The organism is Gymnodinialimonas sp. (genome assembly GCF_059726805.1).
In genome coordinates, this window is the sequence record NZ_AP041059.1 from 2,624,412 (window position 1) to 2,642,161 (window position 17,750).

19 protein-coding genes are annotated in these 17,750 nt (G+C 65.5%); 15 read left to right on the forward strand and 4 right to left on the reverse strand.

Going from position 1 to position 17,750, the window contains the following annotated elements:
- Positions 1-36: 36 nt before the first annotated feature.
- The 3 genes from AC6I9R_RS12770 to AC6I9R_RS12780 are packed head-to-tail and all read right to left on the reverse strand — an operon-like array spanning position 37 to position 2,292.
- On the reverse strand, positions 37-504 hold the full coding sequence (locus AC6I9R_RS12770; protein ID WP_461425945.1) for a YaiI/YqxD family protein: 468 nt from the start codon (positions 502-504) through the stop codon (positions 37-39).
- Positions 497-1,534: a hypothetical protein gene (locus tag AC6I9R_RS12775; RefSeq protein ID WP_461425946.1), complete on the reverse strand. Its 1,038-nt coding sequence runs from the start codon at positions 1,532-1,534 to the stop codon at positions 497-499. The genes AC6I9R_RS12770 and AC6I9R_RS12775 overlap by 8 nt, the downstream gene beginning before the upstream one ends.
- Positions 1,531-2,292 carry an HpcH/HpaI aldolase family protein gene (locus AC6I9R_RS12780; protein WP_461425947.1) on the reverse strand — a complete coding sequence of 254 codons (762 nt, stop codon included), beginning with the start codon at positions 2,290-2,292 and terminating at the stop codon, positions 1,531-1,533. The genes AC6I9R_RS12775 and AC6I9R_RS12780 overlap by 4 nt, the downstream gene beginning before the upstream one ends.
- A gap of 189 nt (positions 2,293-2,481) precedes the next feature.
- Between AC6I9R_RS12780 and AC6I9R_RS12785 the strand changes: the two genes are divergently transcribed.
- From AC6I9R_RS12785 to AC6I9R_RS12835, 11 genes are all read left to right on the forward strand, one after another.
- Positions 2,482-3,678, forward strand: coding sequence for an ABC transporter substrate-binding protein (locus AC6I9R_RS12785; RefSeq protein ID WP_461425948.1), 1,197 nt, complete (start codon positions 2,482-2,484; stop codon positions 3,676-3,678).
- Positions 3,679-3,745: 67 nt separating this feature from the next.
- A complete protein-coding gene (locus tag AC6I9R_RS12790) occupies positions 3,746-4,534 on the forward strand; it encodes an ABC transporter ATP-binding protein (protein WP_461425949.1) in 789 nt (262 codons plus the stop codon).
- Entirely contained in the window at positions 4,531-5,121 is a 591-nt protein-coding gene (locus tag AC6I9R_RS12795; RefSeq protein ID WP_461425950.1) for a hypothetical protein, read from the forward strand. Before AC6I9R_RS12790 ends, AC6I9R_RS12795 begins: the two co-directional genes overlap by 4 nt.
- Entirely contained in the window at positions 5,118-5,948 is an 831-nt protein-coding gene (locus AC6I9R_RS12800; protein WP_461425951.1) for an ABC transporter ATP-binding protein, read from the forward strand. Before AC6I9R_RS12795 ends, AC6I9R_RS12800 begins: the two co-directional genes overlap by 4 nt.
- On the forward strand, positions 5,945-6,376 hold the full coding sequence (locus AC6I9R_RS12805; RefSeq protein ID WP_461425952.1) for a hypothetical protein: 432 nt from the start codon (positions 5,945-5,947) through the stop codon (positions 6,374-6,376). Before AC6I9R_RS12800 ends, AC6I9R_RS12805 begins: the two co-directional genes overlap by 4 nt.
- Positions 6,373-6,750 carry a hypothetical protein gene (locus AC6I9R_RS12810; protein ID WP_461425953.1) on the forward strand — a complete coding sequence of 126 codons (378 nt, stop codon included), beginning with the start codon at positions 6,373-6,375 and terminating at the stop codon, positions 6,748-6,750. The genes AC6I9R_RS12805 and AC6I9R_RS12810 overlap by 4 nt, the downstream gene beginning before the upstream one ends.
- 77 nt (positions 6,751-6,827) lie before the next feature.
- Complete coding sequence (locus AC6I9R_RS12815) at positions 6,828-7,229, forward strand: hypothetical protein (RefSeq protein WP_461425954.1); 402 nt, start codon at positions 6,828-6,830, stop codon at positions 7,227-7,229.
- A complete protein-coding gene (locus tag AC6I9R_RS12820; RefSeq protein ID WP_461425955.1) occupies positions 7,226-7,615 on the forward strand; it encodes a hypothetical protein in 390 nt (129 codons plus the stop codon). Before AC6I9R_RS12815 ends, AC6I9R_RS12820 begins: the two co-directional genes overlap by 4 nt.
- Positions 7,612-7,974, forward strand: a complete 363-nt coding sequence (locus AC6I9R_RS12825; RefSeq protein WP_461425956.1) for a hypothetical protein — start codon at positions 7,612-7,614, stop codon at positions 7,972-7,974. The genes AC6I9R_RS12820 and AC6I9R_RS12825 overlap by 4 nt, the downstream gene beginning before the upstream one ends.
- A gap of 125 nt (positions 7,975-8,099) precedes the next feature.
- Positions 8,100-9,110 carry a branched-chain amino acid ABC transporter permease gene (locus AC6I9R_RS12830; protein ID WP_461425957.1) on the forward strand — a complete coding sequence of 337 codons (1,011 nt, stop codon included), beginning with the start codon at positions 8,100-8,102 and terminating at the stop codon, positions 9,108-9,110.
- The gene (locus AC6I9R_RS12835; protein WP_461425958.1) at positions 9,107-10,477 is read left to right on the forward strand and encodes a branched-chain amino acid ABC transporter permease; all 1,371 of its coding nucleotides are present in this window, start codon (positions 9,107-9,109) and stop codon (positions 10,475-10,477) included. Before AC6I9R_RS12830 ends, AC6I9R_RS12835 begins: the two co-directional genes overlap by 4 nt.
- Positions 10,478-10,565: 88 nt before the next feature.
- On the opposite strand, the gene AC6I9R_RS12840 is transcribed toward AC6I9R_RS12835, so the two are convergent.
- Positions 10,566-11,591 (reverse strand): LacI family DNA-binding transcriptional regulator, encoded by a 1,026-nt coding sequence (locus tag AC6I9R_RS12840; RefSeq protein ID WP_461425959.1) that lies wholly within the window; start codon positions 11,589-11,591, stop codon positions 10,566-10,568.
- 101 nt (positions 11,592-11,692) lie between these two features.
- Between AC6I9R_RS12840 and AC6I9R_RS12845 the strand changes: the two genes are divergently transcribed.
- The 4 genes from AC6I9R_RS12845 (at position 11,693) to AC6I9R_RS12860 (ending at position 17,652) form a co-directional block, all read left to right on the forward strand.
- A complete protein-coding gene (locus tag AC6I9R_RS12845; RefSeq protein WP_461425960.1) occupies positions 11,693-14,029 on the forward strand; it encodes a DUF1989 domain-containing protein in 2,337 nt (778 codons plus the stop codon).
- Positions 14,030-14,058: 29 nt separating this feature from the next.
- Positions 14,059-15,018, forward strand: a complete 960-nt coding sequence (locus tag AC6I9R_RS12850) for an ABC transporter substrate-binding protein (RefSeq protein WP_461425961.1) — start codon at positions 14,059-14,061, stop codon at positions 15,016-15,018.
- Between the two features lie 80 nt (positions 15,019-15,098).
- Positions 15,099-16,148, forward strand: a complete 1,050-nt coding sequence (locus AC6I9R_RS12855; RefSeq protein WP_461425962.1) for a quaternary amine ABC transporter ATP-binding protein — start codon at positions 15,099-15,101, stop codon at positions 16,146-16,148.
- 4 nt (positions 16,149-16,152) lie between these two features.
- Positions 16,153-17,652 carry an ABC transporter permease gene (locus AC6I9R_RS12860; protein ID WP_461425963.1) on the forward strand — a complete coding sequence of 500 codons (1,500 nt, stop codon included), beginning with the start codon at positions 16,153-16,155 and terminating at the stop codon, positions 17,650-17,652.
- Positions 17,653-17,750: the final 98 nt, after the last annotated feature.

A 17,750-nucleotide genomic window follows, 5' to 3' on the forward strand; every position in this document is an offset into this window, starting at 1 on the left:
TATTTCAAGCGGCCTCGCACCATAGAAGCTGTGCGCTTAAAGACGCCGGAGTGCCGTCTCCAGCGCATTGGAAAACGCCGAGCGGTCGGCTTTGGAAAAGGGCTTCTGCCCGCCGATCCCCTGCCCGTCCAGGCCCGCGCGCAGATCGGCCATGATCGCGCGGGTCGCGACCTGCGATCCGATGGAATTTGCGGTGAAGGCCACGCCTTTATGGTTAAGCACCACGGCGCCGCCCGCCAGGCAGCGCTCGGCCAGCAGGATATCGGCAGTGATCACCAGGCTGCCGGGCCCCGCACCTTCGGCGATCACATCGTCGGCGGCGTCAAAGGCGTCGCCCGCCATGACCATCGTGATCAGCGGGTGATCGGGGTGGCGCAGGTAGCTGGCGGCCACCAGGCGCACGGGGATCTTGTGGCGATAGGCGCAGGTGTAGACCTCCTCCTTCACCGGGCAGGCGTCGCCGTCGATCCAGATCAGGCGCCCCTCCGGCGCCGGGCTAGTCAAAATGTCCCTCCGGGAACGGGATCACCAGGGTGGCGCCGCCCGCCTCGCGCAGGTGTAACTCACCGCCGTGCAGCGTTATGTCCACGAGTTCAGACCAGCCCGGCGGGCGCGGCAGGGACACCAGGGCGTGGCGGATCACGTGGCGGCCCCCCAGGGGCAGGCAGGTGGGCAGGCCCATCGCGGTCAAGCGGTTGTCGGCACAGGACGCGGCCAGCCCCTCGCCGCCCATCGCGCAGCCATCCTCGATGCCTAAGACGCCCGCGTGACGGCTGTTCCAGGGCGGAAAGTCCCGCGCGCCGTTGGAGATCCAGAGCATCGTGACCGGCAGCACCGCGGCGTCTTTCAGCACGATCACCATATCGTCTTCGGCGTTGCGCATCACACAGGTCCACCCCAGCGTGCGCCCGCGCGCCTCGGCCAGGGTGCAAAAATCCTCCACCACGTGGCCCGAGGGATAGGTGCGCAGATCCCACTGTGTGCCGTCTTCGCAATCCAGTTTAAGATCGCCCCGTAACTGGTTGAGCGCCCATAGATTTGCGCCGACGTGTTGTGCCGTCGGATCGGTCAGGGCCACGCGTTTGGGGCTGAACGACAGGCGCCCGCCTTCGGCCATGCGCGTCATCGGATGGTGGGCGAAACTGACCTCGCCCGCGCCGCCGTCGACCACATGGGTCTGCAACAGGCACGGGCCCACCAGCCGGATTTCCTTTGTCACATGGGCGCCGAGGACGCCCGAGCTCAGCGCGAAGCGCGCCGTGGCGGCATCCTGCGCCACCAGATCCCACGGATCATTCGCCGTCGGGCCATGGATCGGGCCGCCGTGCACATCATCGCGGCCAAAGGGCATGCAGAGGAAATCGCCCGCCAGCCGCTTGTCCACCAGCGCGACGTCCGGGTCGTCCTGAACCGCGGCCTCATCGCGCCAGGGGGCCACGTGCAGCGGCACCCGCCCCGAGACCTGCCAATGGGGGATGTTGCCGACGCTGGGGTCAATCAGCGCCTCCGCGTCGCCATGGGCGATGCGGATCATGGGCGCGCCGCCAGGGCCGCAAGGCCCGCCCGCAACACGCCCGCGTCGCCGCCACAGCCGAGGAAATTCACCCCAGCATCGATCACCCGCGCCTCCATCTCGGGGCCGCTGACGATGATGCCTGCGGATTTACCACCGGCGCGGATCTTCGCAATCGACGCGTCGATCACCCGCCACAGCTTTGGGTTCATCAGGTCATCGCGGTAGCCCATGTCGGCGCCCAGATCGGCGGGGCCGACGAACACGCCGTCGACGCCCTCTGTGGCCACGATCGCCTCCAGATCGTCGATCGCGGCGCGGCTTTCGGCCTGTACAAGCACGCAGATCTGCTCGTTTGCCGTGGCGGGATAGCCCGCCACCGCCCCGAACCCACCGGCGCGCGCCACCATCGCGCCCATCCCGCGCGTTCCCTCGGGCGGGTAGCGGCAGGCGCGGACAACGCGGGCCGCCTCTGCCGCCGAATTGACCATCGGCACCAGAACCGTCTGAACACCCAGATCCAGGGCCTGCTTGAGCACCCATTCCTCGGCCACCGGCACCCGCACCACGGCAGGCGTGCCCGTTGCGGCCAGCGCCACCAGTTGATCGCGAATGCCCGCGGGGTCCCAGGGCCCGTGTTCCCCATCGATAAGGCACCAGTCGAACCCGGCGCGGCCCGCCATCTCGGCCGTCACACTGCCGGGCAGGTTTAGCCATAACCCACGCTGCAGGTCGCCGCGCGCAAGTGCTGCTTTGAGGGTGTTGATCGGGGCAGGCATCGCGCTCTCCTAACGACGGCAGGAGTTTCACTCGAGCAAATCGCCCGCCCGGGCGCAAGGCCAAGGGCACCCGAAAGAACGATATCCTCCTTACCTTGCGGAGGCGAAACGCCCCTTTCCCTTTGCCAAACGGGCCGCTAACCTGCCGCGCACCAAGGACAAGCAATGTCCACACCAGGGAGATACATGATGAAAAAGTTTTTGCTGGCATCCGCCGCATCCATTGCCTTGACCGGCGCAGCCGCCGCTGATGGCCACCAGGGCGACGTCACGCTTGGCGTGATCCTGGGCTTCACCGGCCCAATCGAATCCATCACGCCGGCCATGGGCGACGGCGCCGAGCTGGCGATGGCCGAAGTCACCGCATCCGGCGCGCTTTTTGGCGGCGCTTCCGTCACCTCGATCCGCGCGGACTCGACCTGCGTTGATAGCTCTGCCGCTCAAGCCGCGGCCGAGCGTCTGATCACGTCGGACAACGTCCACGGCATCGTCGGCGCGGACTGCTCCGGCGTCACCGGCTCCATCCTAGCCAACGTCGCTGTCCCGAACGGCATGGTCATGATCTCGCCGTCGGCCACCTCGCCCGGCCTGTCGACCGCTGAGGACAACGGCCTGTTCTTCCGCACCGCGCCGTCGGACGCGCGCCAGGGTGTTGTGATGGCTGAGATCATCATGGAGCGTGGCATCGACACCGTCGCGCTGACCTACACCAACAACGACTATGGCCAGGGTCTGGCCGATGCCTTCTCTGCCGCGTTTGAAGCAGCCGGCGGCACCGTGACCCTCTCCGCCGCCCACGAAGACGGCCGCGCGGACTACTCCGCAGAGGTCGGCGCATTGGCGTCCGCCGGTGGCGACGCCCTCGTTGTGGCAGGCTACGTCGACCAGGGCGGCTCTGGCGTGATCCAGGCAGCGCTGGACACCGGCGCGTTTGACACCTTCGTCTTCCCCGACGGCATGGTGTCCCAGGCGCTGGTCGACAACTTCGGTTCCGACATCGACGGCTCCTTCGGCCAGAACCCCGGCACCGACTCCGAAGGCGCAGGCATCTACCAGGCGATGGCAGAAGAAGCAGGCTTCGACGGCACCTCGCCGTTCTCCGCCGAAAGCTACGACGCCGCCGCCCTGATCATGCTCGCCATGGCCGCCGCCGAAAGCCGCGCCGCTGCCGACTACATGGGTGAGATCATGAACGTCGCCAACGCGCCGGGCACCGAGATCCTGCCGGGTCAGCTTGGCATGGCGCTTGAGATGATCGCCAACGGCGAAGAGGTCGACTATGTCGGCGCCTCCGCCGTGGAACTCATCGGCGGCGGCGAGAGCGCCGGCAACTACCGTGAGATCGAGATCGAAGGTGGTGAACTGGTCGTCGCTGGCTTCCGCTAAGTCCCAGACGATATCCAAACGGGCAGTCCGGGGAACCGGGCTGCCTTTTTCCATAAGGGCGCCCGCGATGATCGAAGTACACGACCTGCACAAACATTTCGGTGGCTTCCACGCCGTGGACGGCGCCAGCCTGAAGATCGAGACCGGGTCCATCACCGGCCTCATCGGCCCCAACGGCGCGGGCAAGACGACGCTCTTCAACGTGATCGCGGGCGTGCTGCCACCCACCTCTGGCCGCGTGGTCATGGACGGCGAAGACATCACCGGCCTGCCCCCGCACGAGCTCTTCGGCAAGGGCCTCTTGCGCACCTTCCAGATCGCCCACGAGTTCTCCTCCATGACCTGCCGCGAGAACCTGATGATGGTGCCCGAGGGTCAATCGGGCGAGTCGCTCTGGAACACCTGGTTCGGCCGCAAACGCATCGCCGATGAAGAACGCGCCCTGCGGGCCAAGGCCGACGAAGTGCTGGAGTTCCTGACCGTTGAACACCTGGCCGAGCAACCCGCAGGCCAGATCTCGGGCGGCCAGAAGAAGCTCCTGGAGTTGGGCCGCACCATGATGGTCGACGCCAAAATCGTCTTCCTCGACGAGGTCGGCGCAGGCGTGAACCGCACGCTTCTGAACACCATTGGCGACGCGATCATCCGCCTCAACAAGGAACGCGGCTACACCTTCTGCGTGATCGAGCACGACATGGATTTCATTGGTCGTTTGTGTGATCCGGTCATCTGCATGGCCGAAGGCCATGTGCTGGCCGAGGGCACGCTGGACGAGATCAAAGCCAACGACGCGGTGATCGAGGCCTATTTGGGCACCGGATTGAAGAACAAGGATCAGCTGGAGGAACCCGCGTGATCCTAGCCCACTGGGGAAAACTGGCCGCCGCAGCCCTCTTGCTCTGGGGCTCTGCGGGTTGGGCCGATGGCTCCGCCCCGCAAAACGGCGCCTGTTTCGGGCTGGACCCGGACGGCGCGCGGCTCTGTGTCCCGGTGCGCTTCTCCCTTATCGATCTGGGTGTGGATGGCACTAAGGTTTGGGCACATTTCGAAGATCGGCTTGAGGCCGTCACGATCTACATGAATGCCGAACCCCTGCCGCAAATGCCCCCCCTCGACGGCTTCCCGGAGGCGTTGGAGGGCACGCATCTGCACGGCGACGTCGAAAGCCTGGGCACGCGCGTGGAGCGTTTTGGCTCCGTACAGGTCGACACGATCACCGTTCACGAGGCGCTGTCATCGGCGGATGACGTGGCCGCCTACCATATCGAAATCACCCGGCCCGAGGACAACATGTTCATCATCCTCACCGATTTTTCGCCCGAGTTTGATGACACTCTGGTCGACTTCCACGACACCATCTCAGAGATCCGGCACCTTCTGCATTTCCAGAGGGTCTCACTCGGAACTCTATCTCCATTCGAAGCGCTGGAGCGCGTGCAATGACCGACAACCCCTACCACAACGATCGCGGCAACAAGGACCGTTCCCTTGGCAAGCCGGCACCGCCCTCCATGGGTGATCCCGTGGCCCAGGGAGGCAAGGCCGTCCCCGCCCCGGGCGATCATCCGTTCCTCATCGGCGACACGATGACCGGCGGCTATGGCAATGGCCCCGACATCCTCCACGATTGCACCATCGCCGTGAACCCCGGCGAGATTGCCGTGATCGTCGGCCCCAACGGCGCGGGCAAATCGACGGCGATGAAGGCGGTCTTCGGGATGCTCAACCTGCGCCAAGGCCACGTGATGCTGGACGGGCAGGATATCTCGGCCCTGTCCCCGCAAGCGCGCGTCGGCGCGGGGATGGGTTTCGTGCCCCAGACCTCCAACATCTTCACGTCGATGACGGTGGAGGAGAACCTGGAGATGGGGGCCTTCATCCGCAAAGACGACTTCCGCGCGACGATGGAGCAGGTGTTTGATCTGTTCCCGATCCTCCGCGACAAGCGCGCCCAGGCGGCGGGCGAGCTTTCGGGCGGCCAGCGCCAACAGGTCGCCGTGGGCCGGGCGCTGATGACAAAGCCCAAGGTCCTGATGTTGGACGAGCCCACCGCAGGCGTGTCCCCCATCGTGATGGATGAGCTCTTTGACCGCATCATCGAGGTCTCTCGCACCGGGATCCCGATCCTGATGGTCGAACAAAACGCCCGCCAAGCCCTTGAGATTGCGGACAAAGGCTATGTGCTAGTGCAAGGGCGCAATGCCTTTACGGGCACCGGCAAGGAACTTCTGGCCGATCCGGAGGTCCGCAAGAGCTTCCTCGGCGGATGACACGGGCGATCACACTGGCGGTGCTCTGCGCCGGGATCGCGCCGGGGGCCGCAGCGGCGGCGGAGCCCATCCCCTCGCCCCTGGCCTGTCGCTCCCACGAGGTGTGTTTTGACAATGGCGCGACCTGTAATGTGCTGCCGGACGGGGCGATCTTCACCCTGACGCGCGACGGCCAGGTCTGGACGCAGGTCTACGCCGACAACGCGGCCCGCTTCCGCATGTCGCTTGAAACGACCGAGGCCGCAGCCTTTGACGCCGCCCGGGCGGAACGCCTTAACGCAGCTGCGGTACAGGTGGGGATCGTCGCAGATGGCAGCGCCGAGGACGGGGCCCTGATTATCGATCAGTTCCTGCTGCGCGGTGAGGCGGTGGCCTCGAATATGTTCCGCCACCGGTGCACGGAACTGACGGAGATGACCGGATCATGATCGCGCGGATGCTCTGCCTGGCGACGGGTCTTTGTGCCGCAACCGGCGCCGCCGCAGCCCAGGACCTCAACTGCACCTTCACCACCATCTGCAGCCCCCTGACCGAGTGCCAGACCCACCCCGGCGTGCCCTTCACGTTCCAGGTGATCTCCGGCACCTTCGCGTTTTTTGACGACGCGCGGCCCGTCTTCGGCACGCTCCTGTCGCACCTGACCCCGCCGTCCTACGGCGCCCTGTTCCAGACCTCGCCCGACAGCACGATCTTGCTGACAGTCACGGGCCGGGGCGAGGCGGTGATGACGCAGCAAGACATCACCCAAGGCGGCGGCATCCAGTCGATCTCGTACTTCGGCACGTGCGAGCCGGACGCATGAGGCGGCCGGATCCGTGGACCTCCCCCCTGCCGCGCACTAACTTACACCCTGACACGTGCCCCAAAAGGACCCCCAAGATGCGCGCCGCCCTGACCGCCCTGCTCTGCGCCCTGCCCGCCATCGCCCCGGCCCAGGAAGCCCCGCTCAACTGGACCTGCGTGCTCGACATCCTCTGCCCCGATGTGGGCGCCTGCCGCGATTGGGATCAACGGATCACCATCGCGGAAGGCGAGGACGGCTGGCGCGTGACCTGGAACGCGGATCTGCCCTCGGACTACCAGCTAATCGCCGACTATTTGCCCCCCGCCGACGCGGTGGAACAAGTGCGCGTGCGCACGTTGATGTTCCTCAATGACCGCGCGCAATCGACCCAGATGGTGACCTTCGACAGCACGGGCCGCGTCGTTGTCACCGGCCACCAGCCCCAGGCGGGGACGCGGGTGGTCACGGGCCTCGGCCATTGCGAGGCCGCCGAGTGATCCGGGCCGTCGCAGCATTCCTGAGCCTCGGCGGGGCAGCCCAGGCCGAACTGCCCTCGCCGCTCTTCTGCAACACGGTGGCGCTCTGCCAAAGCGCCGGGGACTGCGTCGCGCCCGACGATGACCCTCACTTCGTGCTGCGCCAGACCGGCGGCGAATGGCTGAAAGAGGCCTCTCCCCGGGGCGCCGACACCTGGGTGATCCTGGGCGCCACGGCGCAGGCCGTCCTGGACACCGCGCCGGAGGGCGCGCGCATCGCGATGGTGGAGGCGGGCGCGACCGAGGACGGCGCGATCCTCCTGCACCAGCACATGTTGGAACCCACGGCGCTCAGCGCCGAGTACCTGCGCCATGAATGCCGCGCGGGCGACGGGGAGGCGGCATGAAGCAGCCCCTCCTCGCTACGCTCCTCGCAGCTGCCCCTTTGGCGGCAATGGCAGAGCCCTGGACCTGCCAGATGACCGTGCAATGCGAGAACATCGATTGCTTCGCCATCGACGACACCTATGAGGTCATCGCCGCCGACCACGCCGGAGAGCTGTTTCTCAGCTCGCCCGCAGGCGACCGCCCCGTGACGCGCCTCTCGGCCCCCGGCACCCTGCCCGCCGCCTATGGCAGCGCCGGGGCCCATGCGATTGGAGAGCTTCTGACCATCGCCGAGGATGGCCAGGCGCTGATGTCGATCCATGGATCCGATGGCCCGGCGCGCACGATCACGGTTTTCGGCACCTGCAACAGCCTTTGAGGGCGAATTTCCGCACGCCGCAGGCCTTTCAGGCCGGTCTTCGACTGGTCAATCGTGCCTGCGCGCGCTACCAAAAGTGAACGCAAGCGCCGCCATAAGGCGCTGCATCCAAGGGGAGACTTAGCGTGGATTTTCTCAACGCTCTCGTGGCACTGATGAACTTCGTCATCATTCCGGCCACGGCTTACGGCGCGCAACTGGCGCTTGGCGCGCTTGGCGTGACGCTGATCTACGGCATCTTGCGGTTCTCGAACTTCGCCCATGGCGACACGATGGCGTTCGGGACGATGATCACGATCTTCGGCACCTGGGGCCTGCAGGCCGCTGGCATCAGCTTCGGCCCCCTGCCCACGGCGCTGATCGCTCTGCCCCTTGGCATCGCGGTCACGGCGCTTTTGATGATCGGCACCGACAAGGTCGTCTACCGCTTCTATCGCCAGCAAAAGGCGAAACCGGTGATCTTCGTGATCGCGTCGCTCGGCGTGATGTTCATCATGAACGGCATCGTGCGCTTCCTCATTGGCGTCGATGACCAGCGCTTTGCCGATGGCGAGCGCTTCATCATCCGCGCGCGCGATTTCCGCGAGATGACGGGCCTGGACGAAGGCCTGGCCTTCCGCACCACCCAGGGCATCACCATCGTGGTGGCCGTGATCGCCGTTGTGGCGCTGTTCTGGTTCCTCAACCGCACCCGCACCGGCAAATCCATGCGCGCGTTTTCCGATAACGAGGATCTGGCGCTTCTGTCGGGCATCAACCCCGACCGCGTCGTGCTGGTCACCTGGATCATCGTCGCCGCGCTGGCGACCACGGCAGGCGTCCTCTACGGTCTCGACAAGAGCTTCAAACCCTTCACCTATTTCCAGCTTCTGCTGCCGATCTTCGCCTCGGCCATCGTCGGGGGCCTGGGCAATCCGCTGGGTGCCATCCTCGGCGGCTTTCTCATCGCGTTTTCTGAGGTCGGTGTGACCTATGCGTTCCGCAAGGTCGTGGGCTACCTCGGGCCAGAGGATTGGCAACCCGAGGGGCTGCTGCAACTGCTGTCCACCGACTATAAATTCGCGGTCTCCTTCGGCATCCTGCTGATCGTGCTGCTGTTCAAGCCCACGGGCATCATGAAGGGGAAATCGGTATGAGCGCTGTCACTGAACCCGCCCCGTCGCAGCTCAACGCCAAGAACATCCTGCTGTTTGCGCTGGTTGCCGTGCTCTTCCTCGGGACCGGGTTCATCCAGTCCTGGAACACCGCGCTGACGATCTTCAACATGGGTCTGATCAGCTGCATCATGGCGCTCGGCGTCAACATGCAGTGGGGCTACGCGGGCCTGTTCAACGTCGGTGTGATGGGCTTCGTGGCGCTGGGCGGCTTGGCTGCCGTCCTGATCTCATCCGATCCCGTCCCCGGCGCCTGGTTTTCCACGATCCCCGACGCGGGCGGTCCTTCCATTTGGACCTACGGCGGGCCGCGCATCCTTCTGGGCCTGATCCTGGGGGCCGCAACGATCCTTCTGGCGATCCTGGCCTATGCGAGGCTGCCCAAGGGCCTTTTGCGGACTCTCGCCATGCTGGTCATCATGATCGGCGGCTTCTTCTTCTACCGCAGCGTGATCGGCCCCGGCGTCCAGGTCGTCGAAGCGTTCGAGCCTGCCTCCACCGGCAACATCGGCGGCCTCGGCCTGCCGGTCCTGCTGGCCTGGCCCATGGGCGGTGTGCTGGCCGCAGGCGCGGCCTGGATCATCGGCAAGACGGCCCTCGGCCTGCGGTCAGACTACCTCGCCATCGCCACCCTCGGCATCGCCGAGATCATCATCGCCATCCTCAAGAATGAGGATTGGCTGGCGCGCGGTGTGAAGAACGTCACCGGCATCCCCCGTCCCGTCCCCTATGAGGTTGACCTGCAAGTGAATGAGCAGTTCCTGGGCCTCGTCGCCAGCACCGGCGCCGATCCCGTGACGGCCTCCACCATCACCGTCAAGATCCTCTACGCCGCGCTTTTCATCGCCGTGTTGGGCCTGTTGATCTGGCTGTCCGAGAAGGCCTGGAACTCGCCCTGGGGCCGGATGATGCGCGCGATCCGCGATAATGAGGTTTCGGCCTCGGCCATGGGCAAAGACGTCAAAGCGCGGCATTTGCAGATCTTCATCCTGGGCTCCGCCGTCTGCGGCGTGGCAGGCGCGATGATGACCACGCTCGACAGCCAGCTGGTCCCCGGCACCTACCAGCCCCTGCGCTTCACCTTCCTGATCTGGGTCATGGTGATCGTCGGAGGCTCCGGCAACAACTGGGGCGCTGTTCTGGGCGGCTTCCTGATCTGGTGGCTCTGGGTGCAGGTCGAACCCCTGGGCCTTTTGCTGATGGAAACCATCACCTTCTCCATGGAAGACGGCTACTGGCTGCGCGAGCACCTGCTCGATTCAGCCGCCCACATGCGCCTCTTGACCATGGGGTTGATCCTGCTTCTGGTCCTGCGCTTCAGCCCCAGGGGCCTGATCCCGGAACGTTAGGGGGCACGGTGAACGCTCAAAAAAGCTGCCCGCTCAGGCCATGGGCGGGCAGCTCCACGGCACGTTGGTGACAGCCACTCGCAGCCGATCACGCCCCCCCGTCCGCGCCAATATCCCGCGTCGATCCGCGCACTACGATCTCTGCCGGCAGCATCCTCGGCTCTGCCCGCCGGCCCGTCTTCAGCCAGGCCGCCATCGCGTCGGACGCGCTGACCCCCATTTCGGCCGCTGGCAGCTGGATACTGGTCATCCCCGGCACACTCGCCGCCGACCACTCCAGGTCATCGAACCCCATGATCGAGATGTCCCCCGGTACCCGCATCCCCAACCTCTGCAACTCGAACGATGCGCCCAAGGCCAGCACATCCGACAGGCACAAGATCGCCGAGGGTAACTGCCCCTTCCCGGCCATCTCCCGCACCCCGTCCGCCCCGCCCGAGACGTTCATCTCAACCGGCCAGAACGTGGTCATGCCGCCCCGATCCATCGCCTTGATCGCATCAATCCGCGCCGTGTTTCGGTCGTTCACATCACAAGGCCCATGGATCACCGCAATCGTGCGATGCCCCAATGAGCGCAGATAGGTGAACGCATTCGCGGCAATCGCCGCATTGTCGTAGCCGATGGTGGGATACCTCGCCCCTTCATCGAAATACGAGGTGATCAGCGTCGGCACGCGGAACCGGTCGACCAGGGCATCGAAACCAGCCGAGTGGGTTTTCCCCGAGATCAGAAGCCCCTCCACCCCCATGTCCAAAAGCCCGAAGGCCTTGCGCTCCTCCACCTCCGCGACGCCGCCGGTGATCGCCACGATCAAGGCATAGCCATGATCGGACAGGCGCTGCTCCAGCGCATTGAGGTAGCGCGCGAAAATCGAATGATCCAGCGTCGGCACCAGCGCCCCGATGGTGCGCGAGTTGCCGGAGTTCAGCGTGCGCGCCGCCGCACTCGGGACGAAGTTCAACGCCTCGATGGCTTGCGTGACCCGGTCGCGCGTCTCCTTGGTCACCAGGTCCGATTTGTTCAGGACCCGCGACACGGTCGCGACCGAGACCTTCGCGTGCCGCGCCACATCGCGCAGGGTCGCGCGTTTGGATCCGTCAAGTGCATTCACCCCGCCTGTGTCACAGCTTTTTGGAGTCTGATCAATCTGTTGACTCGTGAATTCCTTCCGTTCTAACAGTTTGTAACCGGTTACAAGGATGACCCCCCTCCATGCCCTCGCACCTGATTCATGCAATCGACAACGCTGCACTGGGCGCATCGCAGGGGATCGGGGCCCGCAACTTCCCCGGGCTTTCCTCCCCGCAATTGGGCCAATCCGGCCACCTCTGCCTGCGCCAGGCGCTCAGGTTTGAACTGGACGCAGGCGACCTCATCTCAATCCACGACCTGCGCGCCGAGCACCACATTCTCGTCTGCGCGTTCGACCAAAAAGGCCAGGACGCCCTCCCCGCTCTGGGCCTTTCCGGCACGCCCGCCCTCCCCCTTGAGATGTTCGACAGCGCCGAGCTTAAAGCATGGATCGCCGCCCAGGGCCTCGCCGGGGATATCGTGCCGCCCTCAGCCCGCCTTGCGGCCACAGACGGCCCGCTGATCCTGAAGGCCACCGCGCCCTGCTCGGTCTGGTTTGCCTCCTGCATGGACGCCGAAAGCCTCACCTCCGGCACCGCGCCGGGGCCGGTTGCCATTGGCATCACCCGGATGCCCTCGGCCAACGTGCTGCTGCCCCCGCCCCTGGGCGACATTCGCGAGGAATTCACCGTCACCCGCGGCACCGCCCGCGCCTATGAACTGCGCCCCGGTGAAATGGTGCAGATCATCGACGTCGAGGGGCAGCAATGCTCCGACTTCATGGCGTTCCGCGCCGAGGGGCTGGAGGCGAACCGTGTCGAGATGATCGACAGCACCGCCACACGCTCCATGGTACGCCGGGCGTTCCCCGGGCCGGGCCTCTTCGACAAATTCTACGACAGCGAGATGCGGCCCCTGTTGAATGTCCTGCAAGATACCTGCGGGCGCCATGACACCTACGGCCTTGCCTGCACCGCGCGCAGCTATGAGGAACGCGGTTTTCCGGGCCATGTGAATTGCTCGGACAATATCTCCGACAGCGTCGCCCCCTTCGGCGTGCCGCGCCGCAACGCCTGGCCCGCAATCAACTTTTTCTGGAACACCTGGGTCGACGCCGGCACCCACCATATCCAGACCGAGGAAAGCTGGTCGCGCCCCGGTGATTACGTGGCGATGCGCGCGATGGAGCCTCTGGTCTGCGTCAGCACCGCCTGCCCCGACGATATCGACCCGATCAACGGCTGGAACCCCACCGACATTCACGTTCGCATCTACCGCCCCGATGCCCCGATCCGACGGGCAGTCGCTTACCGGGAAAAGGAGACGTCTCCTGTGACACTCAGCCAGGAATCGGCCTTTCACCCGGCCACCAGCAAGCTGACGCGGGACTACGTGCCTGCGCGCAATCTTTGGGTGCCCAATTCCTATTCCACCCAAGGCACGCTGGCCGAATACTGGGCCTGTCGACAGGCCGCGACCCTGCAGGACATGAGCGCGCTGCGCAAATACGACGTCGTGGGCCCCGATGCGGAGCGTCTGTTGCAACATGCGATGACCCGCGATGTCGCCAAGCTGGCCGTATGGCGCGGCACCTACGCGCTGCTTTGTGACACCCAGGGCGAGGTCATCGATGACGGCACCCTGTTCCGCCTGGCGCCGCAGGTCTTCCGCTGGTGCTGCGGGTCCGAGGAAAGCGCGCGTCATCTGACGGAACTGGCCTCTGCCAAGGGCTACCAGGCCCGGATCAACGCCCAGGGCGACGTGTTGCCCAACCTTGCGCTGCAAGGCCCCCGCGCGCGCGATATCCTGCGCAAGTTTGTGTTCACCCAGCCCCATGTCCCGGCGCTGGACGAGATGAAGTGGTTCGGCGTCACCTCGGCCCGTGTCGGCGACCGTGAGGGGCTGCCGTTCATGCTGTCCCGCTCGGGCTATACCGGCGAATTGGGGTACGAGCTGTTTTGCGCCGCGACCGATGCCACCCAGCTTTGGGACGTCGTGATGGCAGCGGGAGAGGAGTTTGGCATCGCCCCGATGGGCGGCGCAGCCTTGGAAATTATCCGGATCGAGGCCGGATTGGCGGCCGCCAATGCCGAGTTCGCCCCCGGCGTCGATGCGTTTGAGGCAGGCCTCGGGTTTGCCGTCGACCTGAAGAAATCCGCCTTTTTGGGCAAGGACGCCCTGGCCCGCAACGCCGCCGCGCCCCGCCGCGCGCTGAAGGGTCTTTTGCTGGACCAGGACGACGTGCCGCTCCACGGCGCGCCTGTGTTCCTGGGCGAGCGTCCTGTGGGCGTGGTGACCTCGGCCACCCGCTCCCCCAGTCTGGAGCGCGCCATCGCCATGGCGCGGCTCTCTATCGAACATGCAAGCCCCGGCACGATGCTGGAGGTGGGCATGATGGATGGGCGCATGAAGCGCCTGAGCGCAACCGTCGCGGACATCCCATTCATCGACCCGAGCCGAACCAGAGCTCGGGCGTAATTCAAGACGATCAACAAGGAGAAAGACCCATGCAAAAACTGACCCTCGGTGCCGTTGCCCTCGGCATGGCCATGACCGCTGGCACCACCGCCAGCGCCCAGGAAACCGTGATGATCGGCGAGCCGTCCTGGCCCGGCGCGCACATCATGGCCAATATGATCGGCCAGGTGATCGAAACCCGGCTCGGCGGTGAAGTCGGCTACGCCCCCGGCGCCAACGCGGTGATCTTTGCGGCCATGGCCGGTGGTCGCGGCGACATCGATGTCCACCCCGACGTCTGGCTGCCCAACCAGCAGAGCTTCGTGGACGAATACGGTGAGAACGTCACGCTCTCCGATGGCTCTTACGAGGGCCGCGCGGGCTTCTGCGTGCCGACCTACATGGCCGAAGAGCACAACATCCGCACCATCTACGACCTCGCCACACCCGAGGCCCAGGCGCTGTTTGACAGCGACGGCGACGGCATGGGTGAGATCTGGGTCGGCGCGTCGGGTTGGGCGTCCACGTCCACCCACCAGGTGAAAGTCCGCGACTACGGCATCGGCACCTTTCTGGAGCCCACCACCGAGGACGAGACGGTCTATTACTCCCGCCTGCGCGGCCTGATCGAGAACCGCGAAGGCGCCGTCTTCTATTGCTACAGCCCCCACTACGTCCACGCGCTTTATGACGTGACGATGATCGAAGAGCCCGAGTACGACCCGGCGCTGTTCAACATGGTCCGCCCCGACGATTCCGCGAATTGGTTCGAGGAAAGCTCGGTCATGACCGGCGATCAGGTCAAGACCGTCCGCATCGCCTTCTCCAACTCGCTCTTTGACCGCAACCCGGCGGCGGCTGCCTTCCTGCAGGCCATCGACATGGACGCGGGCGAGCTGTCCGAGCTGACCTTCCAGGTCGTTGAAGGCGGCGAGGAGATCCCCGTCGCTGTCGCAGCCTGGATCGAAGCCAACACCGATGTCATCGACGGCTGGCTCGGCCTGAATTGATCTATCATTGATATAGCTCGCGCCCGGCGGAACACACCCGCCGGGCGCATTTTGCGACCATGCCAAACGGGGGCGGTAGCTTGTCACAGGAAATAGCAATCGACGCGCGCGGCGTGTGGAAAGTCTTCGGCAGCCGGGCCGACGAAGCCCTGGCCGCGATCCGCGCCGAAGGCCTTGGAAAGTCCGAGGTCCTCAGCCGCTTCGGCTGTGTCGTGGGCGTCGCCGACGCCACCTTCCAGATCGAGGAGGGAGAGCTTTTTTGCATCATGGGCCTCTCGGGCTCAGGCAAATCCACCCTCGTGCGCCATGTGAACCGCCTGCTGGAACCCACCGCCGGCGAAATCCGCATCGACGGCGAAGACGTCATGGGCCTGAACGCCGAACGCCTGCGTTACCTGCGCAACCACCAGGTCGCCATGGTATTCCAGAACTTCGGCCTGATGCCCCACCGCACCGTCCGCGATAACGTCGCCATGCCTCTGGAAATCCGCGGCGCCGCCAAAGCGCGCCGCTGGGCCGAGGCCGACCGCGTGCTGGATCTGGTGGAGCTGACCGGCTGGGAAGACAAATACGCCCATGAGCTTTCGGGCGGCATGCAACAGCGCGTGGGCCTGGCCCGCGCCATCGCCTCCAACCCCCAGATCCTCCTGATGGACGAGCCGTTCTCTGCGCTCGATCCGCTGATCCGCAAGCAATTGCAGGACCAGTTCATGGCGCTCTCCAAGGAACTGAAAAAGACCACGATGTTCATCACCCATGACCTCGACGAGGCGATCCGCATTGGTCATCGCATCGCGATCATGAAGGACGGGCGCATCGTGCAGATCGGCACGCCCGAGGATATCATCCTCAACCCCGCCGACGATTACGTCAGCGATTTCGTGGCAGGCATCTCCAAGCTGAACCTGATCTTCGCCCACTCCGTGATGACCCCCGTGGACCGCTTCAAATCCGAACACGGCGACGTCCCCAAAGACGCGCGCGTCGCCGCGCCGGACATGGATCTGAGCGCGCTGATGGACCTCTGCGTCGAGGGGACGGGCGTTTTGAAAGTCGTGGCTGACGGCGCGACCGTCGGCGTCATCAACCGCGCGGGCCTTCTGCGCGCGATCCGCGAAAATCAGGGGTAAGGGCATGACCGACAACACCGATACCACCCGGCTGGAGCCGCTGATCGACGATTTCGTCGGCCAGAACACCCCCTACTACCGCCGCGTCTTTGCCACCATGCTCAGCGCGCCGGGCTACAAGTTCACCCTGAACTGGGCCGCGGCGCTCCTCGGTCCCATCTGGTTCGGCGCCCGCGGATTGTGGAGCTGGTTCCTGGGCGTTTTGATCCTGGAAACAGCGGCTTACATCCAGATCGGCATGGGGCTCTTTGGCGATCTCGGCTCCGCACAACGCGACCGGGCCGATAGCATCCAGGCCACGCTGGACCTGCGCTATGGTCAGATCGAGGCGGCAGAAAACGCGGGCAATACCTCCACAGTCGAAAGCCTCAGGCGCGCCGCGGAATCCCTGGAAGGCGCGCTGGTCGATGCCCAGGCCGCTGCCACGGCGGCGGATGCGACGGGGCTGTGGTTCATCGGCGGCGGCCTCCTGGCCCTGGCCCTCATCAAGTTTGGCGTCGCGGCGCTCTCCAACTGGACGTTGGAGCAGCAATTCGCCCGCTGGCGCTCGGACAAAGACGTCGCCAGCGGCTGGTCCATGGCCCGCGCGGGCCTCGCGGCCCTGATGTTCGTGATGTCCGTGGTGACATGCTCCATCCAATTCGCCCAACCCGCCGCCTTCGCGGTCCTGGCCGAGTTCCCGACCGACGGCAATTGGCGTCTTGTCGTCGGCGATTGGATCCAGACCGGCTTCGACTGGCTGCGCACCGAAGGGCGCGGCGTGTTCGATTCCATCACCGCCAGCATGCGCAACCTGCTCGATGCCATCGAGGTGGTCCTGGTCGACACGCCCTGGCCCGTCGTGGCCTTCGTGATCCTGATGCTCGCCTACCTCTCCGCAGGCCCGCGCGTGGCGATCTTTACCGCCGTGGCGCTGGCCTACCTGGGCCTTCTGGATTTCTGGGAAAAGGCGATGACGACGGTGGCGCTTCTGGGCGCGGCGGCCCTGATCTCCATCACCCTCGGCATCCCGTTCGGCGTCTTCTGCGCCCGCAGGCCAAAGATCTACGCCATCGTGCGTCCGATCCTCGACTTCATGCAGTCGATGCCGTCCTTCGTCTACCTGATCCCGGTCGTGGCCTTCATCGGCTCGGGCAAACCCGCAGGCGTCGTGGCGACGATGATCTTCGGCTCACCGCCGGTGATCCGTTTCACCGTCCTGGGCCTCCAGCAGGTGCCCGAAACGGTGCGCGAGGCTGCCCTGGCCTTCGGCGCAACGCCCCGCTACCTGCTCTGGCGGGTAGAGCTTCCCCTGGCCGCCAAGACCATCATGGCGGGCGTCAACCAGACGATCCTTCTGTCGCTGGCCATGGTTGTCGTCGCCTCGCTGATCGGCGCCCAGGGTCTGGGCGAGGACGTGCTGGAAGCCCTGCAATTCGCCGCCGCAGGGCAAGGTTTGCTGGCCGGTCTGGCGATCCTGTTCTGCGCCCTGATCCTCGACAGGATCGTGGCCGGTCGCGGCTGAACGCGGCGCGCGGCTTAGGCCACATGGCGTCCGTCAATTCTTAGAAGGCGCACTCCCCCTGCGCCTTCCTGCCACCCCGGCCATGGCATTTGTATCGT